General features: G+C 62.0%; 16 protein-coding genes. 5 read left to right on the forward strand and 11 right to left on the reverse strand.

The genetic code is table 11. The features are described from left to right. Nucleotides 1–8: 8 nt before the first annotated feature. The 4 genes from SGJ19_13615 to SGJ19_13630 all read right to left on the reverse strand — a co-directional run bounded on the left by SGJ19_13615 (nt 9) and on the right by SGJ19_13630 (nt 3,885). Nucleotides 9–1,025 (reverse strand): inorganic phosphate transporter, encoded by a 1,017-nt coding sequence (locus SGJ19_13615; GenBank protein MDZ4781287.1) that lies wholly within the window; start codon nt 1,023–1,025, stop codon nt 9–11. Between the two features lie 107 nt (nt 1,026–1,132). Next, nucleotides 1,133–1,759, reverse strand: a complete 627-nt coding sequence (locus SGJ19_13620; GenBank protein ID MDZ4781288.1) for a DUF47 family protein — start codon at nt 1,757–1,759, stop codon at nt 1,133–1,135. Between the two features lie 338 nt (nt 1,760–2,097). Continuing rightward, nucleotides 2,098–2,886 carry a hypothetical protein gene (locus SGJ19_13625; GenBank protein ID MDZ4781289.1) on the reverse strand — a complete coding sequence of 263 codons (789 nt, stop codon included), beginning with the start codon at nt 2,884–2,886 and terminating at the stop codon, nt 2,098–2,100. Between the two features lie 12 nt (nt 2,887–2,898). Next, nucleotides 2,899–3,885, reverse strand: coding sequence for a hypothetical protein (locus SGJ19_13630; GenBank protein ID MDZ4781290.1), 987 nt, complete (start codon nt 3,883–3,885; stop codon nt 2,899–2,901). 222 nt (nt 3,886–4,107) lie between these two features. Between SGJ19_13630 and SGJ19_13635 the strand changes: the two genes are divergently transcribed. The 3 genes from SGJ19_13635 (at nt 4,108) to SGJ19_13645 (ending at nt 14,573) form a co-directional block, all read left to right on the forward strand. Then, nucleotides 4,108–4,707: a hypothetical protein gene (locus tag SGJ19_13635; protein MDZ4781291.1), complete on the forward strand. Its 600-nt coding sequence runs from the start codon at nt 4,108–4,110 to the stop codon at nt 4,705–4,707. After that, nucleotides 4,700–6,070 carry a DUF4147 domain-containing protein gene (locus tag SGJ19_13640; protein MDZ4781292.1) on the forward strand — a complete coding sequence of 457 codons (1,371 nt, stop codon included), beginning with the start codon at nt 4,700–4,702 and terminating at the stop codon, nt 6,068–6,070. Before SGJ19_13635 ends, SGJ19_13640 begins: the two co-directional genes overlap by 8 nt. Before the next feature lie 316 nt (nt 6,071–6,386). Then, nucleotides 6,387–14,573 carry a tetratricopeptide repeat protein gene (locus SGJ19_13645; protein MDZ4781293.1) on the forward strand — a complete coding sequence of 2,729 codons (8,187 nt, stop codon included), beginning with the start codon at nt 6,387–6,389 and terminating at the stop codon, nt 14,571–14,573. A 47-nt stretch (nt 14,574–14,620) separates the two neighbouring features. Here SGJ19_13645 and SGJ19_13650 read toward each other — a convergent pair whose 3' ends face one another. The 6 genes from SGJ19_13650 to SGJ19_13675 all read right to left on the reverse strand — a co-directional run bounded on the left by SGJ19_13650 (nt 14,621) and on the right by SGJ19_13675 (nt 23,139). Beyond that, on the reverse strand, nt 14,621–16,333 hold the full coding sequence (locus SGJ19_13650) for a family 43 glycosylhydrolase (protein ID MDZ4781294.1): 1,713 nt from the start codon (nt 16,331–16,333) through the stop codon (nt 14,621–14,623). A 59-nt stretch (nt 16,334–16,392) separates the two neighbouring features. Continuing rightward, nucleotides 16,393–17,898, reverse strand: coding sequence for a DUF6605 domain-containing protein (locus SGJ19_13655; GenBank protein ID MDZ4781295.1), 1,506 nt, complete (start codon nt 17,896–17,898; stop codon nt 16,393–16,395). 93 nt (nt 17,899–17,991) lie between these two features. Further along, entirely contained in the window at nt 17,992–19,980 is a 1,989-nt protein-coding gene (nadE, locus tag SGJ19_13660; GenBank protein ID MDZ4781296.1) for an NAD(+) synthase, read from the reverse strand. A gap of 3 nt (nt 19,981–19,983) precedes the next feature. Then, the gene (locus SGJ19_13665) at nt 19,984–21,858 is read right to left on the reverse strand and encodes a hypothetical protein (protein MDZ4781297.1); all 1,875 of its coding nucleotides are present in this window, start codon (nt 21,856–21,858) and stop codon (nt 19,984–19,986) included. 32 nt (nt 21,859–21,890) lie between these two features. Continuing rightward, on the reverse strand, nt 21,891–22,526 hold the full coding sequence (locus SGJ19_13670; GenBank protein MDZ4781298.1) for a serine/threonine-protein kinase: 636 nt from the start codon (nt 22,524–22,526) through the stop codon (nt 21,891–21,893). Continuing rightward, nucleotides 22,519–23,139, reverse strand: coding sequence for a sigma-70 family RNA polymerase sigma factor (locus SGJ19_13675; protein ID MDZ4781299.1), 621 nt, complete (start codon nt 23,137–23,139; stop codon nt 22,519–22,521). The genes SGJ19_13670 and SGJ19_13675 overlap by 8 nt, the downstream gene beginning before the upstream one ends. A gap of 233 nt (nt 23,140–23,372) precedes the next feature. Here SGJ19_13675 and SGJ19_13680 point away from each other — a divergent pair, with 233 nt between their 5' ends. Next, nucleotides 23,373–24,056, forward strand: coding sequence for a hypothetical protein (locus tag SGJ19_13680; protein MDZ4781300.1), 684 nt, complete (start codon nt 23,373–23,375; stop codon nt 24,054–24,056). A 31-nt stretch (nt 24,057–24,087) separates the two neighbouring features. On the opposite strand, the gene SGJ19_13685 is transcribed toward SGJ19_13680, so the two are convergent. Further along, a complete protein-coding gene (locus tag SGJ19_13685; GenBank protein MDZ4781301.1) occupies nt 24,088–24,615 on the reverse strand; it encodes a GNAT family N-acetyltransferase in 528 nt (175 codons plus the stop codon). A 153-nt stretch (nt 24,616–24,768) separates the two neighbouring features. Here SGJ19_13685 and SGJ19_13690 point away from each other — a divergent pair, with 153 nt between their 5' ends. Further along, the gene (locus SGJ19_13690; GenBank protein ID MDZ4781302.1) at nt 24,769–25,914 is read left to right on the forward strand and encodes a sulfotransferase; all 1,146 of its coding nucleotides are present in this window, start codon (nt 24,769–24,771) and stop codon (nt 25,912–25,914) included. The last annotated feature ends 39 nt before the right edge of the window (nt 25,915–25,953 follow it).

Here is a 25,953-nt window from a genome sequence, read left to right on the forward strand (position 1 = left end):
GGAGCGCACTACTTAACGCCCAGGGCGTTGAGGACGTAGTAGATCACGGCGGCGAATCCGCCCGACGCCGGGAGCGTCAACATCCAGGCGACGAACATTTGTTCGGCCACGCCCCACCGCACGGCGGAGAGCCGCTTCGAGGCGCCCACTCCGAAGATGCTGCCGGAGATCACCTGCGTGGTGCTGATCGGGGCGTGGAAGTAGTCGGCCATCATGATCACGGCGCTGGCCGACGTTTCGGCCGCGAAGCCGTGAACCGGTTCCAGCCGGATGATTCGGTGCCCCATCGTCTTGATGATCCGCCAGCCGCCCATCGAGGTACCCAGTGCCATCATCACTGCGCACGACAGGATTACCCAGAGCGGAATGTCGGGATTCGACGGGTCTTTGGTGGCCAGTAGATTGTGGCTGACCAGCGCCATCGTGATGATGCCCATGCTCTTCTGGGAATCGTTGCTCCCATGACTGAGTGCCATCAGCCCGGCCGAAAATACCTGCAAATGACGAAAGATATTGCCGACGCGGCCGGGATTGGCGTTCGCAAAGAGGATATAGATCGCCTTCATCACGATCAGGCCGATCAAGAATCCGCCCAGCGGCGAGGCGACGATGGGGATCAGCACCTTGGTCACCACGCCGCGCCAGAGCACGATATCCGGACCGCCAAAGGCGAGCGCTGCGCCGCAAATGCCGCCGAAAAGCGCGTGCGATGAACTGCTGGGGATTCCGTAGTACCAGGTGATCAGGTTCCAGATGATGGCGCCTATCACAGCCGACAGCACCACCAGCGAATTGATCGACGTTGCATTCACCAGGCCGCTCGCCACAGTTTTCGCTACGCCCGTGGTCAACAAAGCGCCGGCGAAGTTCAACACGGACGCCATTAGGATGGCGGTACGCGGCGAGAGGACGCGCGTCGAAACGACCGTGGCGATGGCGTTCGCCGTATCGTGAAAACCATTGATAAAGTCGAACGCCAGCGCGGCGACGATGGTCAAGACAATCAGCAGGGGCCAGTCCGGCATAGGGTCTCATCCCGTCTCGGTGGGTTTTGCCGCAAGAACTTTCGCCGCACTCGCCCGCAGGGAGTCTGGCGCTCGCAGTCGCTCGGGAAATGGAGGAGCGGCGTGCGCTAGGAGTGTTCGAGGATGATCGCCTCGATCACCAGGGAAACGTCCTGGCAGGCGTCAATCGCGTTTTCGAGGTCCTCGATGATGTCCTTCCACTTGACCACTTCCAGCGGCTCCATCCCGGAGGCGAACAAGCCCGCGAGGGCGAGCTGATACATCCGGTCCCCTTCATCCTCGCAACGGTGGACCTCGATGCAGTGGTTCTGAATCGAGGTGCTTTTGCGGAGGAAGCGGATCTCATGGACGGCTTGCTGCACCGCCTTCGTAGTCTTCACCAGCACCTGCGCCAGACCGCGTACCGAGGGCAAGGAGGCAGGATTCAAGTCGTAGAGGGAGATGCGTCGCGTGGCGTCGTCGAGGCAGTCCAGGACATCGTCCAACGAAATGCTCAGACGACGAATGTCCCCCCGCTCCAGTGGAGTAATGAAGGACTTATGGAGCAGATTCAGGGCTTCATGGGTGATTTCATCACACTGGTGTTCCAGCGTGGTCATCTCCTCGGCCAGAATCTTGGGATCGGAACTGGCGTCGATGGCCGCGAGGAAGTGCGACGAAGCGCGAACCAGCACGTCGCTGGCCCGGTCGAAGTAGTCGTAAAACTTGGTATTGGTGGGACTTAGCTTAAACAAGCGAACGCCCGAAGTGGTGAGATAGGCGAAGGCGTAAGTGCGTGTGCCCGCCCAGGATAACTGATCCCCTAACGAAACGGTAGTGTTTTACTCATGATCTAAACACTCACTGCTAACAATTTAGTCGGCGCAAAAAACAGCTCAATTGCAGCAGCCCCAACGAAGCATGAATTTTCGGAGTTTGGCTCCGGCACGAGGCCCGTCCACTTGCCAACTGGGCCCGCCGCCGCGAACGAACGCCTTTTTCACGGAGCAAAAGTCGACGATGGCGAAATAAAGCCGCCCGGCGACGAAAAAAGTTCGACACCGGGCGGCATGTTAGACGACGTCGCGAGCGGCTAAATTCTTCGCCGTGCCTGGGCGGCGGCAAAAAGCGCCGCCGCGCCGGCAATGACCAGCGCGAGTCCGCTCGGTTCCGGGACCGACTGCGATGCGCCGCCGTTGCCGAAGTTGTTGCGGACGTTGTTCAGATCTGTGATGTTCACATCGCCGTCGAATGGCGAGGTATCCCCGAGCACCGGATTTCCGGCGCTGCCGAAGTTATTCCGCACGTTGTTCAAGTCGGTGATGTCCACGTCGCCGTCGCCGTCCGTATCGCCCGGGACGTCGGTCTGTTCGACGACCTTGATCGCCACGGAGTTCGCATTGTAGATCACGTCCCAACCCAGGCCGGCGCCGAGCGTGGGGAAATTCGCGTCGGCAAAGGTTCCGCTCAGGCTGGCCCCCGTCAGAAAAGTGAACGTATTTCCCAGGGTCGGTGAAAAGTTGTCGAGGAGCGAGACGTTGAGGATCCCGTCGAGGTCAATGGCGCCAGTGACGGACAACTCGTCGAAGCTGCTCGTGCTGGCGAGTTCAATGTTGAGCGCGGCGTTCACGCTGGTGACCGTGTAATCGCCTTCAATGATGGTTTCCCCGACCGCTTCGCCAGGACTGATCGCCCCGCCGGCGTTGAGGAGCGAAAACTTGACGTTCGTGGCGGCGCGGAGTTCGCCCCCTTGGAAGTCGAATGTGCCCTGTCCCGCCCCAAATGAAATCGCACTAAAGGCGAGATCCAGCGTGCCGCCATGCAAGCGGTAGGCGGAATTGGAATCGGCGTTAACCGCGATCACCGGCTCGAACAACTCCACGATTCCGCCGGTTTACACGAATTCGGCGTCGCCATCGCGGCCAATTTCGCTTGAGGTTTCAACGTAGAACGTGCCGCTGGAAATCTTGTACGTTCCGACTGACGTGCCGCTCTGGGCAATCAGCAAGCTGCCGACGCTGACGTCTCCGCTTTGTTGATTCACAAGGCCGGAGTTGCCTGCGTCGCCGGCTTCGGAGCCGACGCTCAATTCGCCGAAAACATTCATCTGGGCGTTGTTGCTAATGTTGACCTCGCCGCTTCCTTCCCAATTGCCGACGCGGAAGGCGCCGGTGAATTCGGCGGTCCCGCCACTGAGATTGTAGACGCCCGTGCTGCCATTTTGGTCGCCCAGGCCGATGGCATCGTTGTAGGCATTGTTGCCTTTGGCGATCAACGTGCCCCCGGTTTGATTCAGTACGCCCGAGCCGCGATAGCCCAGCATGATGCGTTGGACGAAGGTCACTTCGCCGCCCGAGAGATTGAATTCGCCCGTACCGGTGCCGCCGCCCCCGAAGATATTGCCGCCGGAGCCGCCGATGTACGCCCAGCCATGGTCGCCTCCGTCATTGGTTCCGGGTGCGTTATCCTCGCCGAACTGCAGCGTGCCACCTTGCATATTGAAGGTGCCTTTGCCGCCGGCCGCCGGTCCCAGATTCATGCTGCCGTTGATCGGCACGCCGGCGCCGCCAAGACCGCGGGAAATCAAGTTGCCGCCGGTCATCGTGACCGATGCGGCGCCCTCCGCCCCGCCAACCTGGATCATGCTCAATTCGCCGACGTTCGACGTAATCTGCGGATTGCCATTGGCGCTGATGATCGCCGTATCGCCCGCGACCGGCACGCCGCCGCTCCAATTTCCTGCGGTGCTCCAGTTCCCGGCGCCGCCGTTCCAAGTGATGTCGGCGGCGGAGACCGCTGAGCTCGCGGTGGCGGACAGCAGCCCAGCCAAGAAAACAGTAGCGGATTGGCGAATCGCCAACCGCTGGATAAGCGCAATCATGACGCCATCTCTCCAGGTTGAAAGTCGACCGATACGGCAACTTCTAGTCGTGGTCGCCGCTGGCTTGATGCATTGAACATCCGCGGGGTGCGTAGTTCAACCAAGGTAATCGTAAAATGTGGCAAGATTCTCGTGTGCCAACCCTGCCGAGGTGGGGGACGTCTGTGCTATGAATGAGGATTGTTCGCCGTCGTTCACAACGCGAATTTGCATCCGCACGTCATGCTTGCGCAGCTCGCCGAAAACCCGCTCTGGCTACCGATCATTGCCATCGGCGGCGCGGTTGCGCTCTTGGCGCTCGTGCTCGTCGCGCCATGGTGGATCAAACGGCGGCGGCGGCGCGTCGCGGAAGTCGCCCCGCCGACGCTTCAGGTCAATGTCGCGGCGCTGCCGGCGGAAGGACCGCCGGAGCAGGGGCCAAGCCTGCGACTTTATAACGTACCCGTGCGGTGCGCGCTGCTGGTCCTCGCGCCCGTCGGGCGCGGGGCCGTGCAGCCGGCGGCGGACAAAATCGGTGAGATCATCGATCAAGTCGTGCCCGGATTGGCCTCCGTCGCCGAAGCGCATCGAACGGCGATCAAGGTTTGGTCCGCGCAACTCAGCTCGCAAGGCTTCTTGCACCAGTTCTCGGTGAACGTCGGCCTGCCGGGCGACGCCGGTAAAGGGACGCCCTGGTCGAGCGTTTGCGGCCGCTTCGAAGCGCAGAGCGTGCCGTACCTCGTGGGCCTATTACTCTGCGCGGCGCGCCCGAACAGCTTGGGGCAGTTTCTGGTGGAACGGGAATCGCAATGGCCGGATATGTTGCGAGTGGTGGATGAGTAACCGCTCTGGAAATTCGTTGCGTGAAGACGCCCTCCGCATCTGGCAGGCCGGGCTCGACGCCGTGCGCTCCGAGCGGTTGATGCGCGAAGCGGTGCGCGTCGAGGGAGATTTGTTGTGGATCGGTGAGGAGCCGATTGATCTTCGCGACGTGCCGTTCCTCAAAGTTGTCGGCGCTGGCAAGGCTGGTGCTGGCATGGCGGCGGCGTTCGAGGAGATTATCGGGTCGGAACTAGCCGACACGACGCTGCTCAGCGGCTGGGTCAATGTGCCGAGCGATTGCGTACGGCCGCTAAGTAGCATACATCTGCACGGCGCTCGCCCCGGCGGCTCCAACGAGCCAACACTTGCTGGCGTGCGCGGCGCGGAGGAAATCCTAGAGATCGTATCGGGTCTCGGCGCGAACGATTTGTGCATCGGTCTGTTCTCAGGAGGCGGGAGCGCGCTGTTGCCAGCGCCAATCGAGGGCGTCACGTTGGCGGACAAACTCGCGGTGACGCGACATCTAAGTGGCGCAGGCGCGAACATCGCCGAATTAAACACCGTGCGCAAGGCGCTCAGCCGGATCAAAGGGGGAGGCCTGGCGCGAGCTTGCCTGGCCGGGCGGTTCATTTCGCTGATCATTTCCGATGTCCTGGGAGATCCGTTGGACGTGATCGCGTCCGGCCCGACGACGCCGAACACGACGACCGCGCTCGATGCGCTTGCGGTGCTCGAACGTTACGATGCGAGAGCCGCCGGGATCGACGCCCGCGTCTTCGACGCGCTGCGGAAGAAGTCTTCGCCCAGCGGGCCGTTCAAAACGAGCGTGACGAATCTGGTCATCGGCAATAACGCCACCGCGATCGACGCGGCGGGCGTCGAGGCGGAACGGCTCGGCTATAGTCACGCGATGAACGCGGCGACGACCTTGGAAGGTCCGGCCGAGGACGTCGGTCGCCATCTGGCCGGGATGATCCTGCGGATGCGCTCGCAGGGCGGGCCGGATTGCTTGATCACCGGCGGCGAGCCGACCGTGAAGCTCGTCGCGCCGGAGCTGCGCGGCAAAGGGGGGCGCAATCAACAGTTGGTGCTGGCTGCTGCAGAACTGTTAAACGACCTCCGGGAAGGCTGGGCGATCCTCTCCGGCGGGACCGACGGCGAAGACGGGCCAACGGACGCGGCGGGAGCCATGTTGGATCCCGAGATGCTGGCCGCCGCGCTAAAGGCGGGACGCCGCCCGGAGGATTTCTTGGCGCGCAACGACGCCTATCATTTTTTTGAGCCGCTTGGCGGGCTGATCAAGACTGGGCCGACGCATACAAACGTCTGCGATATCCGCGTCGCGGTCTGCCGCCGCGCGGGCAATTCCAATACCAGCCCGTAGCGCCAGCGAGGGAGAAATTGACGCGGCTGTCGATCAAATCTAATACGCCAAGCAATCTATCCATAAGTGACTGGCAACGATAACCACATAGCCAACTGGCCGTCTTGGCGTTCGGGCCAACTCATCACCGTCGTCCTCTCTCCCTCGCTGGCGCTACGGGCTAGTGTCACCGGACTGTTTTCGCCAGCACTTGCCCCGGAATTTCTTCGTTAACCGGGAAAACTTCACCGGGGGTTGCTCCGTCTATCTTCTCGGGCGGAATCTACATTTACGGGTACGATTCGGCGGCATCAAGGAACGGCGGAGGGTGCAGACCATGAGTTCGTTGCGCGCGTGGGCTTGGGGCGTCGTGTGGCTGGCAGCGGTTGGCGCGGCACGGGGGGCGGACGAACCTGCCAAACCCGCCGGACCGGAACTTCCGCCAGCGATCCGGCAGTTGATGCAGGACCGCGACTACGACGGCGCCGTGAAAGCGCTCGACGAGGCGGCGGGCCAGCCGGCGGCGTCGCGCGATTTTCTGCTTTTTCTGAAGGGCCGCGCGCAACATCTGTCCGGCGCGTACGACACCGCAATCGAGACTCTCGCCGCGGTGGAGAAGGAGTTCCCCGAGTCCGTCTGGGGACGCCGCGCCGGCTTCGCGAGGGGCGTCTCGTTCGCGCGGAAGGGAGATTTCCGCGAGGCGGAATTGATCTATCGCGGCCGCGCCGAAGGGTTGCTGGGCGCCGATCGCAAGCAGGGCTTCGCCGATATCTATCTGGAGTTCGCCGAAACGTACTTCAAGCCGCCGAAAGAAGAGATCGCCCCGGACTTCCAAAAAGCGCTCGACTTTTACAATCAGGCCCTCGACGTCGGACCCAAGCCGGAGAAGCGGATCGAAGTCGAACTGCAAGTCGCCAAATGCTTCCAAAAGCTAGGCAATTTCGCGGAGGCGGTCAATCGACTCACGCAATTCGTGAAAGATCACGCAGGGCATGCGCTGGAGATCGAAGCACGTTACGTGCTGGGCGAATCGCAATTCTCGCTGGGCGACCCAGTTGCCGCGCGCCGCACGTGGCAGGACCTGATCGCGGCCTTCCCAGAGGCCGAGTCGGAACGCCTGGCGGAAGCGCGCTATGCCCTGGCGCAGACCTATGGGATGCCCACGCCCGGCCATGCGGAAGATCTTTACGCCGGCGTCGCGGCGCTGCAAGCATTCATCGAAAAACATCCGACGCACAAGCTCGCTGGGCAAGCGCACATCGTGATCGCACAGGGACAAATGCACCTGGGCCGGATTGACGAAGCGATCCAGACGCTCACGGCCTTCATCGGCAACGATCGCTACGCGGATCAGGAGCAGGTGCCCGACGCCCGCAATATGCTCGGCGGGGCGCTCCAGCGGCAGAAGAAGTATGTCGAAGCGCTGGCGGCCTGGCGCGATTATCTGGCCAAGCATCCCACGCATCACGCCTGGAATTCAGTGCAGTTGGAAATTATCAACACGGAATATCTGCAAGGCGCCGACGAGCGCGAGCGGAAGCAATACGACGCCGCGCGCAAGCTCTGGGGAGAGTTCCTGGTGAAATATCCGCTCGACATGCGTGTCGCGGGCATCCTCTACCAGTTCGGCCTGATGCAGTACGAGCAAGAAAAGTGGGACGACGCCCAGTCGGAATGGCGCCGGCTGGTTTCCAAGTATCCGAATACGGAAGAATCGTCGCTCGCGCAGTACATGATTGGCGTGTTGCTGGAGGACAAGCTCGGCAAACTGGCCGAGGCGCTGGAGGAGTACAAGAAATGCACGTGGGGCAGTTCCGCCGCGAATGCGCAGCAACGCATCGCCCTGCTCACGGCCAAAAACCTGCGGATCGCCACGGAGCGCGTCTTCCGCAGCGACGAAATGCCTAAGATCAAGCTCAGCACCCGCAACATCGATCGCGTGACGGTGCGAGCGTATCGCGTCGATCTGGAGACCTATTTCCGGAAGATGCATCTGGCGACCGGCGTCGAAGGACTCGACATCGCGTTGATCGACCCGGATCGCGAATTCGAATTCGAAGTGCCCAAGTACAACGAATTTCAGCAACTCGATAGCGAGATCGAGATTCCGCTGTACGAAGCCAAGGAAGTCTTGGATCGCAAGGGGCCGATGTCCGGCGTGATGGCCGTCACGGTGAGCAGCAAGACGTTCGAGGCCACGACGCTCGTCGTGCAGAGCGACTTGGACGTGATCGCGAAGAGCTCGCGCGAAGAAGTGTTCGTCTTTGCCGAGAATCTGCGGACCGGCGAACCGTGGCCGAACGTCCGGCTGTTGATCTCCAATGGCAAGCAAGTCTTCGCCGAAGGCAAGTCCGGCGACGATGGCGTGTTCCGCCAGACGTATGCCGAGTTGAAAGACACCGCGGACGTCCGCGTGTTTGCCGTGAGCGACGCGCATACGGCGTCGAACCTGGTCAGCCTGTCGGGCGTCGGCATCGCGCAAGGTCTGGTCGACAAGGGCTACCTTTATACGGACCGACCGGCGTATCGCGCAGGGCAATTGGTGCACATCCGCGGCGTCGTGCGCGCGGCGCAAGGGGACGTCTACGTCGTCGAAAAGGACAAGCAGTACTCCGTGGACGTCTACGACGCGCGGAATCGCCTCGTGCGCCAAGAGAAGGTCAAGCTCGGCGAGTTCGGTAGCTTCCACTTGCATTTCGTGCTTCCTCAAGCCGCGGCGCCGGGAACGTACCGCGTGCTGGCGCATGATGAGTTGGGACACAACTACCAAGGCGAGTTCCAGGTTCATGCCTATCAACTGGAACCGGTGCGGCTGGTCGTCGACACCGATCGAAAAGTGTTCTATCGCGGCGAAGACATCGTCGGCAAGATTCGCGCCGAGTATTACTACGGGGCGCCGCTGGCCGATCGAGAGTTCCGCTACCAACTGGCGGGCGGGCGCGTGGAAACCGGTCGCACGAACGACAAGGGAGAACTGGAGTTCAAGTTCCCGACGCGTGAATTCCGCGAAGCGCAAGCGTTGCCCTTGGTGGTCACGTTGCCGGAACGCAACCTGCAAACCGGTGTGAACTTCTATCTCGCCACGCAGGGCTACACCATCGGCGTCGCGACGCCCCGGTCTGTGTACGTCGGGGGCGAGACCTTTGAAGTGGTCGTCACCACGACCGACGCCGAAGGGAAACCGATCGCGCAGGCGTTGACGCTCGACGTGGTCGAACAAACGACCGTTGAAGGGCGCGCCGGCGAAAAGTCGGTCGCCAAGCACCCGCTCGAAACCAGCGCCGACGACGGCCGCGGGCGCGTGACGCTCAAGCTGGAGCATGGCGCCAACTACGTGTTGCGCGTCGAAGGCATCGATCGCTTTAAGAATCGCGTATCCGGTGAAAGCGCCGTGCAGATCTCGGACGACTCGGACTCGATTCGGCTGCGCATTCTGGCCGAAAGGCACACCTACAAGGTCGGTGACAACGGCGTCGTCCGCCTACACTGGCGCGAAGCGCCGGCCTTGGCGCTCGTCACATTTCAGGGCGCGCGTGTGCTCGATTACAAACTTGTCCGCCTGCACACCGGCGAGAACGAGTTGGCGATTCCCATGACCGCGGGGCTCGCGCCGAACTTCGAGTTGGCCGTGGCCGTGATGACCGATCCGCGCAAGCTGGTCGATGAAAAAGGCCAGGCATGCTTGCGATTCCACGAAGCCAGCAGCCCCTTCACCGTGGAGCGCGGATTGAAGATTCAACTCACGCGCCGCCCCAAGCCGGGCAACGCCGCGTGGCAGCCGGGTGACGCCCTGGAAGTCGTCGTCTCCACGACGGACCCGCAAGGCAAACCGGTCTCGGCGGAAGTGGGTCTGGCGATGATCGAGCAGGCGCTGCTAGATCGCTTTGCCGGTTCGCAAGGCATGATCGGCGACTTCTTCCGCGGCCAGCCGCGCGAGCCGGCCGTGCGGACGACAAGCAGTTCCACGTTTTGCTATCACCCCGACACGCGGTCGATCAACCAGCAACTGCTGGCGGAGGAAGATCGCGTCGAGATCGCCCGCGCGGAAGCCGAACGGCTGCGCGAATTCAGCGACGAGGGCCTGGAATCCGCCACGCGGGCGGCGCGTAGCATCGACACGCATTGGAGCGCCGACGTGCCGGTGGCGGTCGAGTTGGCGGCGCCAGCCGCGGGGAATATGGATGCCGACGCGGACCCTTTCGGCGATAGGCTGCAGCGCCGCGCTGGGCACCCCTATGGAGGCGGCGAAGGCGGAGCAATGGACCTTCGATTCAAGGAATCACTAGGCAAATCGCAAGCCGGAGTTATGGTTGAGGAGTTGGTCAGCGGTGACATGAATGCCCCGGACACGAAGCACAATGCCAGCAACGATTTTGGCTGGCACGTGTACTTTGCGGAAAGCGATCGCCCGCAGATCCAGGAAGAAAAGCTCGGCGTGTTGAACCGCTACTCCGAACTGGGGCTCAAGGACGCCAACGTGTTGTTCGCGAATGGAACCGTGCGGTATTTGAACCTCCATCAACTGGCCGCCGACGACAATCTGGGCCGTATTCTCGTCCGGCAGTGGGCCGAACAAGGCGCCGTGGTGTTGCCGTTGGTCGATTGGCAAGAGACCGGCTACTGGAACCCCGCGGTGGTGACCGACGCCTCGGGCACAGCCACGGTGTCGATCGTGTTGCCGGATCGCTCGACCGCCTGGAAGCTGCAAGCCAAGGGAATCACCGCCGACACGTTGGCCGGCGAGGCCGAGGATGCGCTGGCGGTCAAGAAAGATTTGTTCGGCGAATTGAAACTGCCGAGCGCCTTCACTGACGGCGATCAGGCCGAAGTGTTGGCGACGATTCACAACAACTTGCTCGACACGGGCGAAATCAAAGTCACGCTCAAGGCGACCTTTGCCGGCAAATCGATCACAGAAACTAAGACCGTCAAGGTGACTGGCAAGGGGATGCAGGAAGTCACGTTCCCGATCACGGTCGAGCGCCCCGCAAGCGCCGCTGGGGCGGATTTGGACGGCGCGTTCGAATTGACCGTGGCCACGGGCGACGTCACCGATGTAACGCGCCGCAGCGTGGCGCTAACGCCGTTCGGGATGCCCGTTTACGCCTCGTCGTCCGGTTCCGCGCAGAGCGACGCAACCTCGTGGCTCGAACCGCCGAGTGAGATGAAACTCCAGGCGCAGACGTTGCAGATCATCGTCGGACCGACCGTCGAACGCAGCTTGCTCGATATCGTGCTCGGCGAATCGTCGCCCGTGCTGCGTGAACGCCTGGCGTACACCTCGGGCATCGACTCCACGACCAGCGACTTGATGGCCGCTGTCGGCTTGCAAGAGTTGATCGGCGCGGCGCGCGAGGCCGCTGGGCCGGAATCGAACGCGCTCGACGAGCGGATTCGTTCCGCGCTCGGTCTGTTGATTGCCGCGCAGAACGACGACGGCGGCTGGAGTTGGACGGGCAAGCAGACGGCGAGCGATCGCTTCACCTCGGCTCGTGTGCTGTGGGCGATGAGCCTGGCCCGTGCAGCCGGGTACGCCGTGCCGGCCGACGCCTTCGACCGCGCGGCGAACTACCTGCAAACGCTGATCGCGCAGACCGCGGAGGACGACTATGAGACCAAGGCGGTGTTGCTGCATGCCTTGGCGACCGCCGACCGCGGCGACTTTACGCTGGCGAATCGATTGTACCGCAATCGCCCGGCGCTTTCGAATGCGGCGCTCGCGCATCTGGCCTTGGCCTTCGTGGCGATGCAACGCAACGCGACGGCCGGCGAATTGCTCGCCGTGCTGGCCGAACGCAACCTCGACGATCAATCCATGCGGCGCGAAGCGGCGCTCGGCTGCTTGCCGTGGAATCAATCGTCGGTCGAACTGCGAGCGCTGTACGCCTTCGCCTCGATGCAAATTGCGCCGCAGAGCCCGAAAACGCGCGAGTTGGTGAACTGGCTGATGGAACATCGCACCGGCAACCGCTGGGCGCCGGACAAGGCGACCGGCCCCGCGACCGTGGCGTTGGCGAAGTGGTTCGCCGCGCAGCGATTCGCCGGCGAGCACTACAAGCTAAGTGTGTTCGTCAACGACACCCAGGTGGAAGTCGTTGACGTTGATGAAAACTCGGGCACGCGGACGATTGAAGTGCCGATCAAGTTCCTCAAGGAAGGCAAGCAGCGCGTTAACTTCCAACTCGCGGGGCGCGGGCGTTTCACCTATCAATGCGTGCTAAGCGGCTTCGTACCGGCGGGCGAATTGAAAGGCACGTCCGCCGCCTGGGGCATCGAACGGCATCACGAGCCGGCGCCGCTGGAATTCGACGGGCAACCTGTTTCGCGCGGTTTCGGCATCCTGGAAGGGAGCTACCAACACTTCCGCAACCCACTCACGCAATTGCCGGTCGGCCGGCGCGGCTTGGTGGAGATCAACCTCTGGCGACAGAATCTGACGGGCAGCGAACCGGAAGAGCAGTTGGAATATCTGGTCGTGACCGAGCCGATTCCCGCTGGGACGACCGTGATTGAGCAATCGATCACCGGCGGCTTCGAGCGCTACGAAATCTCGCCGGGCGCGATCACGTTCTACATCGGCACGCGACGGTACATCGAAGGGATTCGGTACGAAGTCCACGGCTATCTGCCTGGCAAGTATCGCGCCTTGCAAACCGTGCTGCGGAGCGCTTATCGACCAGACCAATTCGTCACCACGACGGTCAAGGATTTGGCCGTGCTGCCGCTCGGTGCCCAAAGCGCCGACGAGTACCGACTCACGCCGCAGGAATTGTACGAGTTGGGCAAGCGCCACTTCGAACGGCACGACTACCAGGCGTCTGGTAAACATCTGCAGGACCTGTTCACCAACTGGAAGCTGCAGGCCGATCCATACAAAGACACGGCGCGGATGTTGTTAGATATTCACCTGGAGACCGGACCCGATCGCGAGATCGTGCGGTTCTTCGAGATCATCAAAGAGAAATGGCCTGACCTGGAATTGACCTTCGATAAGATCATCAGGGTCGGCGCCGCCTACGACGCGCTCGGCGAATACGAACGGGCGTATCTGGTGTTCCGCGCGACGGTGGAAAACAGTTTTCTCCGCGAAAGCGCGGTGCCGGCGTTCCTCGAAGGTCAGGGCGAATTCCTCCGCAGCGTCGACGTGATGCGCAAGACGTTGGGCGACTACCCGCCGGAGCCGTACGTGGCGGCGGCGACGTATTCGCTAGCGCAACGCGTGTTCAGCAAAGCGCCTACGGCGGCCGATGATCCGAAACTGCGCGAGAAAAAAGTCAATCGCGTCGACCTGGTCCGTCAGGCGGCCGGCATGTTGAACGACTTCCTCACGCAACACTCCGACGATCCGGCCGCGGATCAGGCGAGCTTCAGCGTCGCGGCGGCGCTGTTGGAATTGAAAGCGTTCCGCGAAGCGATCACCTCCTGCGAGCGCTATGCGGTGCGCTATCCGAAGAGCAAATACGTCGATAGCTACTGGTACGTGATCGGCTATTCGCACTTCTCGCTAGGCGAGCACGAGCAGGCACTTCAAATGTGCCGCAAGGTGGCCGAGGCCAAATTCGCCGAACCGAATGGCGTCGAGCGCGAGAGCAACAACAGGTGGCAAGCGGTGTACATCCTGGGGCAGGTGTATCACAGCCTCGGCAAGGCGGCCGAGGCGATTTTAGAATACACCCGCGTGGCAGACCGTTTCCCGGACGCGGCCCAGGCGATTCAATACTTCGTGCGGAAGGAAATCGCGCTGCCGGAAGTCTCGACCATTCGCCCCGGCGAGCCGGCCACGGTGGAACTCAAGTTCCGCAACGTGGCGGCCTGCGACGTGAAGGTCTATCGGATCGACTTGCTGAAGTACAGCTTGCTGAACCGCAACCTGGGCAACATTACGCAGATCAATCTGGCCGGCATCCGGCCGTTCCATGAAGTGGCGGTGGCGCTCGGCGACGGCCAGGACTATCGCGATCGCACGCAGAAGCTGGAACTGCCGATGAAGGACGAAGGGGCTTACCTCGTCGTCTGCCGGGGCGAGGATTTGCACGCCAGCGGGCTGGTGTTGATCACGCCGCTCGGCATGGAAATCCAGGAGGAAGCCTCGTCCGGCCGCGTTCGCGCGACAGTGAAAAACGTCCTGCTGGATAAATTCGTCGCCGACGTGCATGTCAAGGCGATCGGCTCGGCGAACTCCGATTTCACCTCCGGCGAAACCGACCTCCGCGGCGTGTTCGTGGCCGACGGCATCACCGGACAATCGACGGTGATCGCGCGGCTGGAGAACAATCGCTACGCCTTCTATCGCGGCCAACATTGGCTGGGCCAACCGCCGGCGCCGACGGAAGCGCCACAACAGCAGGCCTTGCCAACGCCGAGCGACGGCGCGGAATCGAAGCAAAAGCTGGAAGGACAATTGCTGGACCAACTCTACGAAAGCAACAGCATGATCCAGTCCGGCCAGAATGAGTATTTTGACAAGAATTTCTATCAGCAGAACCGGAAAGGCGTCCAAGCGGCGGAAGCGGCGGCGGAGTAGAGGGGCGGAGTTTGGAGGAGTAAAGGAGTAGGAGAATAACTACACAGCTATTTCACTTCGATCGCCGCCGAACGCGGCGAGATGCCGTTCTCGTTGAAGGCTTCGATTGCGAAGAAGTAGCTGCGGTCTCGGTCCATCGCTCGAAAATAATATTGGTTCTCGCCGTAGACCATCACGCTGGTGTAGAGCTTATCCGGAGCGACACCGGAGTGGATCACATACCCCGTCGCGTCCGGCCCGGCCTGCCACTTGAGCCAGGCGTTGCGGCGCTCGCTGTCGCCGCGCAGGACGGCGAAGCGCTCCACCGGCATTGGCGCAGCGCCATGGCCATGCCCGAAGACGCGCAGGCCGCTTAGAGCGAACTTACCCGTGGCCATGTGATGGTTGGTGATGCGGACGTAGCGAGCCTCGACTGGCGCGTCGAGCTCCACGTAGTCATGCGGCACGTCCCGGCGATTGTCGATCTTGTCGATCAGTGGATGCCATGCCTGGCCATCGACCGACGATTCGATCACGTACTGATGGCACAGCGACTGTACCTTGCCCATCACGTCGGCGTCTTGATCGGCGAAGTTGACCTGCACCGCGTGAATCGTGCTCACCTCGCCCAGATCACTCATCAACCATTCGCCTTTGTCCGCCGACTTGCCGCTCCAATAGGTGCGAATATCTTCATCCACGGCGAAGTTCGGGGCGTATCCGCCGAGTGTCGAAGAGACGGTCACCGACTTCTGATAGTTGAGCAGCATCCAGCTCGTGAACTTCCCGGCTTGCTCGCCAGACTGTGGCAAGTAGTGCGGATAGTCACCGAACGCCGTGCGGCAATACATCACGCCGTCGTCGTCGACGCCTGCTGGCCAGATGCCGAGCCGTCGCTCGAAGTTGTTCTTGACGCCGATCACGATCGTCGCAGTGCGCCAGTAGTTTCCCTGCGGATCTTGAAACGTCGCGCCGTGTCCTGCGCCGCGCGCGAAACCGCCGGGCTTGTAGCAGAACGGATTGTGCGGTTGATACTCGAACGGCCCCAGCGGCGCGTCGCAGACGTAGACGCCGTCGCCATAGCCGCTGAACTCCGTGCCGGGCGCAGCGTATTGCAAGTAATACTTGCCGCCGTGCTTGGTCATCCACGCCCCTTCGAGGAATGGGCGTAAGAAAGTATTGTCATTGCCTTCGCCGAAGCGTTCCCAACCATGTTCAGCGTCGTTCAAATGAATCAGCTCGCGCCGCTCGCCGATCGGTTGCAGCGTCTTGCGGTCAATCTCCCATCCATAGAGCGGATAGAGATTACTGGAACCGTAGTAGAGATAGAGTCGTTCGTCGTCATCGACGAAGAACGCCGGATCCCAGGCCCCGGCTTGAAACTTCGGCACGGCCTCCGTCCATTCGTTCTGCCGCGGGTTGACGCTCTTCCAAAGCGCGAAGTCTTTGGTATGCGTCGAGCCGATCAGATAGATCGCATCGTCCATCACGAACGCACCGGGCGCACACAATTCGTCGTAGACCATGTGCTCCGGCCGCAGAAACTTGCGCGGGCAGAAAGTCCAGTTCGACAGGTCAGGACTGTACCAGTAGCCCCATTGGTTCGTCGAAAATAGATAGTAGTCGCCGCGAAACGTGACGATCACGGGATCGGCCGTGGCGCGATGCTTCCCTTGCTCGACGAAGTTGGGAATCGGGCAGAACCCGTAGTCAATGTTGATGGGATTACAGTAGGTCGAAGGCGGCGCGGAGATCGCCGCAGCGAGGAGGAGTGCGAACATGCGCAAGTGATGAGTGCGGAGTGATGAGTGATGAGTGTCGGTCGGACAGGCTCAGTCTGTTACGCCCGCATTCGATCGAGGACGTTCTTGGTGATCTGTTGTAAGCGCGGGTCCGGGCCTTGGGGTTCCGTATAGACTTTTGGGCGGACATAACCCGGCGGAACGCTGAGCCCGTCGGCCCACCAGCACGTCGCCGCGTTGAAGACGAAGTTATTCTTCGGGCCGGGATAGACGGTTGCCGTGTAAACGCCTTCGTTCGGCGTGCCGGGGGCTGATTGCGTCGCGCCGGTGGCGACGATCTCGAGCCCCGGAATCGGCGCGGGATCGCCATGCCATTCCCAACCGATCACGCCGGGAACACGGTCGCCGAGTTTCATCCCCGTGCCGGCATACAGCCAGTGATCCGGAAGATTGCAAATCCAATCCGCGCCGCCGGTGACGGGGCCGGTGCTGTGCGCGCCAATCAACTCGTTCGCGTACGGTCGCTCATGGGCCAGCGACTTCATCGCCACGAAATCGCGCATGCCTCCCGGCGGGCCGTAGACGCCGACGCGTTCAAACGCGCGCAACGTCGGGTCGAACTGAATCCGCCCGCAGATGGCGTTGCCGGAGAGAAACGCGACGTTCACGCCGGAGTCAATCGCGCGCTTTACATGCTGGAACATCTCAATGCTCCAGTACTCGTCATGCCCAATGGAGATGAGTCCCTTCGCGCGCAGCAGTTGCAGGGGATCCTGATGCGTGTCGATGTTCGAGGCGTAAGTCACGTCGCAGCCGAGAGATTCCATCCAGTAAGCGAGCGGGAACTCCCAGAGAAAGAACTCGCCGGAACCGATCGAGAGCGGAGCATCGAGAATCTGGCAGTATTTGCCGTACGGCCGATTGAAACTGACCTGAACGCCGCCTCCCCAATACCATTCGTCCTGGCCGTCGTCATAGAGCGAGAACTGTGACGGCCAACGATTGTACGCCTGCCAGGTGTTGTCGCTGACTTGAAACAGGTAATCGGCCTGGCGGTCGTCGCGCACGACGAAGATCACATAGCTCTGCCAGCCGTTGTCGAGCGCCGTCAGCTTGCCGACGTAAACGCCGCTCAGCCAATTCTCATGGATGTACAACTCCTGACAGGGCTCCCAATGGCAATCGCGCAGCCGCTTCGGGCCGACGTCCGGATCGGGCTGCGTCTTCCCTGGAAACGGCCCCAACTCGGCCATCAAGCGTCCGCCGTCGCCACCGTAGTAGCCCAGGCGATAGATCGACAGCGTGAACTCGGAGACCGGATTCGTGCTCACGTGAAACGTGATCGTCTCGCCGGGCCTCACGCTGGACTTTGAGCAATAGCCCTCGATCCAGGGACAACGATACTTCGTGGCCGGATCTACGCCGGTCTTCGAGAGCATCCAATCGCGCGTGCCGGCGCGGGCGTTTTCCGTGACGATCGCATTGGCCGGCGCGACGACGGCGGAGTCCGCGCCTTGCGCCAAAGCGGGAGGCGCCAGCATCGCCGCGCCGATTCCCGCCATTTGCTTCAACACGGTGCGGCGTGGCGTAACAGGTTCATTCATGGCGCGTTCTCCGTTGGCGGTCGTGCAGTGCGTTGCCCTCATTGTCTCCTTTCGCTCCGCGAAAGGAACTGCCTTTCGCGGAGCGAAAGGAGACTATGTTTCTGCGACTTCAGCCCACATTTCCGCCAATTCGCGGACGTAGCCGCCGGACAAGATGGGAAAGCGGCACCAGGTCTTGGGATCGAGATTCTCGTCATCCAAATGAAACGACGGCGCGTAGCGTTCGCGCTTCCATTGATTGCGGCACCAGAGGCGAAAGAAACGTTCCACCCAAGCGGCCAATTGGCGCACTTCGTATTGCGGGAACGCGACGCGCATCAATTGATACGTTTCGAGTGGTGTTCGCTTGTCGCGAATCGCCGCGCGCTCCACCGCGTCGAGCAGTTCGTACGGCATCAGATCGGCTTCGTCCGTTTGGTGCGAACTCTGCGGGCGCAGCTCGGCCGTCGGCGGTTGCACGTTGACGGCGCTTAACGCCGCGATCGGACCAAGGCCTGCCGGCCCCGAGTTTTCGAGCCATACCAGCCAGCGGCGCAGATACGCCTTGTCGATGCCGGCGATCGGACAGAGCCCGCCCGAGGTGTCGCCGTCCATCGTCGCATAGCCCACCGCGGCCTCGGAGCGATTGCTCGTCGACAACAACAAGGCGTTGCGCAAGTTTGCCAGCAGCCACACGCTCGGCGAGCGCACGCGGGCTTGAATGTTTTGCAGCGCCAGATCGTCGCGCGCCCAATCCAGCGGGCGACCGATGGCTTCGCTGACGATGCCCTGATATTGCTGCACGAGCGCATCGACGTCCAGTTCCAGGAACTCTGCGCCGAGCGCGATGGCCACGCTCCGCGCGGCTGCGCGCGTGGTCAGCGTGCTGTTGCGCGTCGACTGATAGACGCACGTCAACAGCCGTTGAATGATGGCGTCGTCCGTCGCAGCGCCGTTCAACTCGAGGCAATAATCCAGCTTCGCGCGCCAAGCCTCGCGCCCCAGTTCTTGCGTCCCGCGCCGCACCATCATCGCGCACAGGCAGCTTACGGCCGAGGAATCCGCGCCGCCGCTGAGCGAGACCACGAATCCCCGCGACCGGCTCTTGCGCAAATAGTCGAACAGGGCCAACGTGACGGCACGCGTGAATTCTTCTTCCTTGACATGCGGACCGCTTTCCCAGGCGTCGCGCGTAATCGTGGCACGTTCCGGCGCAATCGCCGGAAAGCGAAACGGCACGCTGACGCAATCCTCGCCCGGCGTCAGATCTGGCTGAAAGCTGCCGGTGCGCGATTGGGCCATCCGCGTACCGTCGATATCGATCACGGCGCAGGTGATTTGTTGATCGGCGTAAGAGAATCGCGGCCCCGCCGCGACGAGTTGTCCCCCGGAAGCAATCAGCGCGCCGCCGTCGTAGATCGCGCGTCCCGCCTCGTTGCCGAGCAAGTTCGCATAGACATAGCTGACGCCGAACGCGCGCGAGCCTTCCAACACGAAACGCATCCGCACGTCGATCTTGCCGAAGGCAAAGTGGCTCGCGCTGGGATTCAAGATCACGTCGACGCCTCGCCGCGCTAATTCCGCACCCGGCCGATTCGCGACCCAGGCGTCTTCGCAGATCTCGAAGCCAAACTTGACGCCGCCGACATCGAAATAGATATCGCCCAGCGGATAACTCGCGCCGTCGACGACCAACTCGGTGCGGCGGTCAGCGGGCCAAGGCTTAAACCAGCGCGGTTCGTAGTGAATGCCGTCGCCGGCGAGAAAGCGTTTGGCCACGAACCCGGCGATGCGTCCATCCACCGCCAGGCAAGCCGCATTGAACAGCGCGTTGTTGTGAAACAGCGGCAAGCCGAGCGAGACGACCATTCCGGCGGTGCTCGGCAACAGCTCGTGCAGTACCTGCCAGGCGATCCGTTGTACGCCTGGGGAAAGAAACGCGTCCTCGCACCCATAGCCGGAGATGCACATTTCCGGCAGGCAGAGCATGCTCGCGCCGGCGCCGCGCGCCGCCGCGATCGCTTGTTCGATCCGCGCACGGTTGCCATCCCAGTCCAAGGGCGTCTGATTCAACACGCCGGCGGCGATTTTCAGCAGCTTCATGAATCAATTCCCGCCGACGCGATCCCGCCGCGCCTGTTGGGCTTGCCTTTCCGCGCGTCGCGCGTCGTTGTCGAATCGCCGGGCGCTGGCATTGATTTGTAGTACTTCAAATGAGGAGTCAAATGCACCGCCGGCCTCAACCATGCGACCGTCCCGCCAGGCTATGTCGCCCCTAGCATCGTAGCACGCCGCCATCAGCTTCACGACGTCCTCGCGCGGGGCGCGGCGGACCAAAATCGGCCGCACCCACTCCACGGCCAGCAAATAATTTGCCTCGGCGTCGCCGAGTTTTCCGAGCGAACGGCTCGCTTGGGCCAACTGGAAAGCCAACCTGGCACAGCGGAGCCGCTCGGCCGGCTGTGGAGCATGATGCAAGTAATAGGCGGTGAAATGCTCCAGCGCCGGCCGCCAAAAAGCAGTGGCCTCGTTCAGTCGGCGTTCCGTTTCGCAGAGATCGCCGCAGGCGAATTGCATATCGGCGAGGTCGAGCACTTCTTCCGACGGTGCGGCGGCCGCATCATCGGGCGACTTCGACGTCAGGAGAGCTTCCAGAATCGCCCTGGCCTCGTCGGCTTCCTTGCGGACCTGACGCAGGTTGCCGCGATTCCAGACGTGGCGCACGTAGCCCGCCTGGATCTTGGCCAGCCAGCGGGCGACCTCGGGATTCGTCGGCGACTCACCGTGGGTTCCTTCGATCAGCTTCATCGCCATTTGCCAAGAGGCGACGGCGCGTTCGTATTCCAGCTGCCGCGATTGCGCGAGCGCCCGTTGATGAAGCGCGCGAGCCTCGCCAACCAATAGTTCCACGTTAACCGCGCGGATGTTGCGCAGCACGCGGAAAATCGAGGCGGCTGAATCAGCGTGCCATTCCGCTTCGGTGAATCGCTCGTACTGGCGGAGAATTCCTGAGCGTTTCTCCAGCATCGCGGCATATGCCGTGAGCCAGGCCGCGTCAAGCTCGTCTTCCGCGTTCAGCATACTCATAACACGAGTGCCGTCGATATAGTTCGTCGGCGTCTTGCCGCCGTTTAACTTGCGTTGATGCAGTTCATACACATACGCACAATGCACCGCCGACCGATTGATCTCAATCCAGGGGGCCTCGGCCAGCAACGCGCGTCGCCAGACGTCGAACGCTTGACGATAGCCCGCCTCGGCGGCGACGTCATCGCCTTGCAGGGAGTGACCGCTGGCTTGACGACACGCTGTGGTCGCCAGGAATTCGAGGGATTGCTCATTCATGCGCGCCTGGCGGAGCGCGTGATCATGCAACCGCGTCAGCGCGTCGTTCGACTCGCTGGCGGGCAGACCAAGAATTGTGGCGGCGAAGTTACCGTCCTCCACCGCTTGCGACAACGCCACGATCGCTGCTTCGGCGTCGGAGAGGTTCGCGTTCGCCCGAATAGTTTCCTGTTGCGACGTCGTGAGGTGCGCTTCGGCGCGGCGCCATTGGATAACGACTGACGCAACGCCTGTCACCGCCGTGGCAACAAGCGCTGCGACCAATGACCAAGCGACGGGGTGCCGCCGCGCTTTTCGTGCCCAGCGTTCGAGCTGACCGGGGTTGCGCGCCTCAACGAACTCGCGTGCCAAGTATCGTCGCAAGTCCGCCGCGAGCGCCAGCGCGCTGGCATAGCGCCGCTCTGGAGCTTCCTCCAAGCACTGCACGACAATCGCTGCGAGATCGGACGAGATATCTGCGCGCAGTCGCAGTAATTCGTCGACGTGTCGCTGCTGTGCGGGCGGCTTACCAGTTAGCAGTTCCCAAAGGATCGCGCCGAGCCCATAGACGTCGCTGCGAACGGTCACTGCGCCGGGAAGCGCAGACGATTGTTCCGGCGCCATGTACGCCGGTGTACCGCGCCCGTCTCCATCCATGCCCGTCACATCTTCAACGCGCAGACGCCGAGCTAACCCAAATCGGTGAGCCGCGGAAAGCTCTGCTCGACGCCATGCGCATCGCGGCGGGTATCCAGAAGAACATTCGCGGGCTTCAAGTCTAGATGCAATACGCCGCGCTCATGGGCATGGCCGACGGCTTCGGCGAGTTGGCTTGCCAAGCGCGCCGCGGTGTCCGCGTCCACGGGACACGTTTGCTCGGCCAGCCAGACGTCGAGCGGCGGTCCGTCGACATAGCCGCTCACCAGGTACGGCACGACGCCGGCATGCCCGCCGTCGAACACCGGGACGATACCGGCATGATCGAGGCTGGCGGCGACTAGCGGTTCGGCGGCGAATAGTTCGCACAGCCGCGGTTGCGCAAGAACGCGGGGTAGCGGAACCTTGATCGCAACCGGTCGCCTCAGGCGCTGGTCTTCCGCCAGGAACACGCGGCCAAATCCGCCGGCGCCGAGTTCGCGCACGATGGAAAACCGTTCCATCAGCTCGTGGTCCTGTTCCAGCCGCGCGAGTGCGTCGGCCGCGAATCTCAATCCGGCGCGATCCTGCTCTCCCGCGGCGCACAAAAATTTCACGCAACTCAACGCCTCGCGGATATCCGAGAGCGTGCCGGCGCCGGAAACGTCACTGCGGGTCGAATCATCCAACTTCGCCTCGCTTGAGGACCTGGCGCAGCGCCCCGAGTCCCCGTGTGAGGCGTCCCCAGACCTGGTCCGTGGTCAAGTCGAGCCGAGCGGCGATCTCGGCCAGCGGCAACTCATCGAGCCAGTAGGCTTCGATCACTTCACGGTGCCGCGAGGAGAGTTGCCCGATCGCTTGCCGCACCAAATCCGCATGTTCGCGGCGACTTAGCAACTCCTCGGGGGCGTGATGCTCGGGCGCCGGTAGTCGAGTGCATGGGTTGGCATCGCTGTCGAGATGCCCCCGGTCGCGACGCACGTCGCGGCAATCCCGCATGTGCCGGCGGCCGAGGTCGATAAGCTTGTGCTCCAGGGCCAGAAGCAGCCATTGCCGCAGTTGAGCGACGTTCTCGAAGGCGCGCTCGGATAACTTGGCGGTTACTTGCCTGAGAGTCGATTGGACCGCGTCGGACGGATTGACGCGCGCCGCGAGTTGCGGGTCGAGCCCCTGCTTCGCGACGATCCAGAGCATCGGCTGGATGGACGCCAATAGCGTGTTGAGGGCGGGCTGATCGCCCTGTTGCGCCGCTTTGAGCAACTCCTCGTCGATCGAGGACTCGTGACGTCGGGCCGCAGTCACGCAGAGCAACCGCCAAAGGGGCAAATGAGACGAGATCGCACTGCGAACCAGCTTAATCGGCCGGCCATGGTAAGACAACTGGCGGAATAATTCCGCAGAAAATCCATCCAGTTGCCATGAGACTCGACGCTCCTTTCCGTAGGGGCGTCTGCAATGAGGACCCATTATTGAGTGACACGCACTTTTTTAAGCCTCACTTTTCACCGAGTCCAAACATCCTGAGAGTTCCATCGATGATTCGCAATCTTGTTCGTTTTCTCTTGCTCGGCGGATTGGTTTTGGCCGTGGCGCCGGTCCAGGCCTCCGTATCGATCACACCCACGCGCACGGTCGCGGCTGGCACGCTGCCTTCGCTGACAAATTCCGCGACCGGTGCTTGGAACGTCTCCTCGACCCAAACGACCACGGCCGCATTTGCATCCGCGGCTCAAAACACGACGATCACCGATCCCGCCGGTCCGTTCTCGGGAACAGGTAGCGTCTCGGTGCGTCCGCTGGGTGGAATCGCCTCGGCCGAATCGAGCTTGATCGTCGACCTGGCGATCACGGGAATCTACAACTATTCGTTTTCTTGGACGCAATTGGGCGGCTTCTTCATCGGAAATGGCGCCGCTCAGGCGTTTAGCACTGCAAGCTTCGAGTCATTGACGACCAACACGACCTTGTTCAGCTTCAATATCGTGGACGGCAGCCAGAGCGGTCAGCTCACATCCGGCAATTACCGATTGAAAGTATCGACCATCGGCGACGGGGAAGGCGTGCTGCCCAGCGCAGTGAATGGCAGTTTCGACTTCAAATTCGGGCTGGAAGAAGTCCCGCAAAACGTGGTGCCGGAGCCGGCGTCGATCGCCACCTGGATTTGTCTGGGCGCCGTCGGCTTCGTGGGTGCTCGCAAGAGAATGCGAGCGAGTGTGTAGGTTTAGTACATGACGATGTGAACGGCCGCGGTTACGAAGCGCCTTGCTCGATCCACTTCCAAAAATACACCGTATCGCAATAGCTGCGGTCCGGGTTTTGGGCGTAGTTTGGGATCACGCCGGCGCGCGTCCAGCCGAGCCGTTCGTAGAGGCGCTCGGCGTGGTCGCCGACTTTGGTGTCGAGCGTCAGCAGCGATAGCCCTGCTTCGCGTGCGCCGGCTTCCACGGCCAGCATCAACGCCGCGCCGACGCCCTGTTTGCGCGCCCGACGATGGACCAATAGCTTTGCCACGTCGGCACGATGCGGCTGATTCGGCGCCCAGGCTGGGTGAAGCTGCACGCTGCCGGTGATACCAAGCTCGTCGCGTGCCACGAGGATCACGCGGCGCGGATCGGCTTGCGCTTGTGCGATCCACTTTTCCCAATAGTGCGCGGAGACTTCCGGCGAAAAGGGTTCGACGAAACTGATCGATGCGCCGCTCGCGACGGCGTCCCATAGCAGGTCGGCCAATGCCGCGAGATCAGCGTCGCTTACCGGAAATCGTAGCCGTTCGATCATCGGACCGTCGTCCTGATGCAGTCAGTCATCACGCAATGGCGTGATTTATCGCAGGAACCGCCTCGCTGTCCAGCGGGAGGGGACCCTACATTCGCCCGCGGCGCACGACTAGACTGGATGGTTCGCCATGAACTCGCCCCCTGAGCCGTTCCGATGCCTGCCACGGCCGAATCTTCGCCGCCGAAGTCCGCACCGCCGGCAACCAAGCCCAGGGATTGGTCGGCGCGTCTTTGCGAGGGGATGACATTTGGGACCTGGAGGGCGTTACTGAGAAGTAACCATTTCGCAGTCGATCCGCCGTTCCGCCGCTCGGCCCTCTGGGTGAATTTCATCTCGCTGGTGAACTCGTTCTATCGCTTCGGGCAAATCGCGGAGCGGGGCCTGTTTTTGCGTAACGCGAAGGTCACGCAGCCCCCGATCTTTATCCTTGGCCATTGGCGTTCCGGCACCACGCTGCTGCACGAGCTGCTGGTGCTCGACGAGCGGCACACGTCGCCGAACTCGTATCAGTGCTTCGCGCCGCACCATTTCGTCGTCACCAGTTGGTTCGCGTACCGGTTTCTCAAGTTTCTGATTCCGGCCAAGCGTCCCATGGACAACATGGTGATGGGCTGGCATCGGCCGCAGGAGGACGAGTTCGCGCTGGCCAATCTCGGCGTGCCGTCGACTTACCGCGACATCACCTTCCCGAACGGTCGCCCGCACGCTCCGGAATACTTGACCTTAGAAGGCGTGCCGAGCGAAGACCTGGAGCGATGGAAAAAAGCACTGTGGACGTTCCTCCGCAACGTGAACTACCAGGACCCGCGCCGCATCGTGTTGAAAAGCCCGCCACACACAGGCCGGCTGCGCGTGCTGCGCGCAATGTTTCCGGATGCGCGTTTCGTCCACATCACGCGCGATCCGCTAGTGGTGTTTCCTTCCACCGTCAACCTGTGGACGCAGCTTTACAAGAAACACGGCCTACAGACGCCGCGGCTAGAAGGACTCGACGAGTACGTATTCGATAGCTTTGAGCGGATGTACCGCAGCTTCGAGCGCGATCGTTCCGACGTGCCGGCGAATCGCCTGGTCGACGTGCGCTACGACGACCTAATTCAAGACCCCATCGCGCAAGTGCGCGGCATTTACGAGCAATTAGAGCTTGGCGGCTTCGATCAACTGGAACCGAAGCTCTCGGAATTCTGGTCCGGCCAGGCCGAATACCGCACGAATCACTTCGAACTCGATGACCACACCAAGGCCGAAGTCCGCCGCCGCTGGGGGCCATGGATGCAGAAGTACGGCTACGAGGGATAGCGCCTAACAAGACCTGTATTCTGTAGCCGAGCTCTGTGA

Source organism: Planctomycetia bacterium (genome assembly GCA_034440135.1).
In the GTDB taxonomy this organism is placed as follows: domain Bacteria; phylum Planctomycetota; class Planctomycetia; order Pirellulales; family JALHLM01; genus JALHLM01.

Coding starts and splice junctions, on each gene's coding strand:
- SGJ19_13615 (MDZ4781287.1), bottom strand. CDS start 1,025: ATGCCGGACTGGCCCCTGCTGATTGTCTTGACCATCGTCGCCGCGCTG.
- SGJ19_13630 (MDZ4781290.1), bottom strand. CDS start 3,885: ATGATTGCGCTTATCCAGCGGTTGGCGATTCGCCAATCCGCTACTGTT.
- SGJ19_13635 (MDZ4781291.1), top strand. CDS start 4,108: ATGCTTGCGCAGCTCGCCGAAAACCCGCTCTGGCTACCGATCATTGCC.
- SGJ19_13640 (MDZ4781292.1), top strand. CDS start 4,700: ATGAGTAACCGCTCTGGAAATTCGTTGCGTGAAGACGCCCTCCGCATC.
- SGJ19_13645 (MDZ4781293.1), top strand. CDS start 6,387: ATGAGTTCGTTGCGCGCGTGGGCTTGGGGCGTCGTGTGGCTGGCAGCG.
- SGJ19_13650 (MDZ4781294.1), bottom strand. CDS start 16,333: ATGTTCGCACTCCTCCTCGCTGCGGCGATCTCCGCGCCGCCTTCGACC.
- SGJ19_13655 (MDZ4781295.1), bottom strand. CDS start 17,898: ATGAATGAACCTGTTACGCCACGCCGCACCGTGTTGAAGCAAATGGCG.
- nadE (MDZ4781296.1), bottom strand. CDS start 19,980: ATGAAGCTGCTGAAAATCGCCGCCGGCGTGTTGAATCAGACGCCCTTG.
- SGJ19_13665 (MDZ4781297.1), bottom strand. CDS start 21,858: ATGGATGGAGACGGGCGCGGTACACCGGCGTACATGGCGCCGGAACAA.
- SGJ19_13680 (MDZ4781300.1), top strand. CDS start 23,373: ATGATTCGCAATCTTGTTCGTTTTCTCTTGCTCGGCGGATTGGTTTTG.
- SGJ19_13685 (MDZ4781301.1), bottom strand. CDS start 24,615: ATGATCGAACGGCTACGATTTCCGGTAAGCGACGCTGATCTCGCGGCA.
- SGJ19_13690 (MDZ4781302.1), top strand. CDS start 24,769: ATGCCTGCCACGGCCGAATCTTCGCCGCCGAAGTCCGCACCGCCGGCA.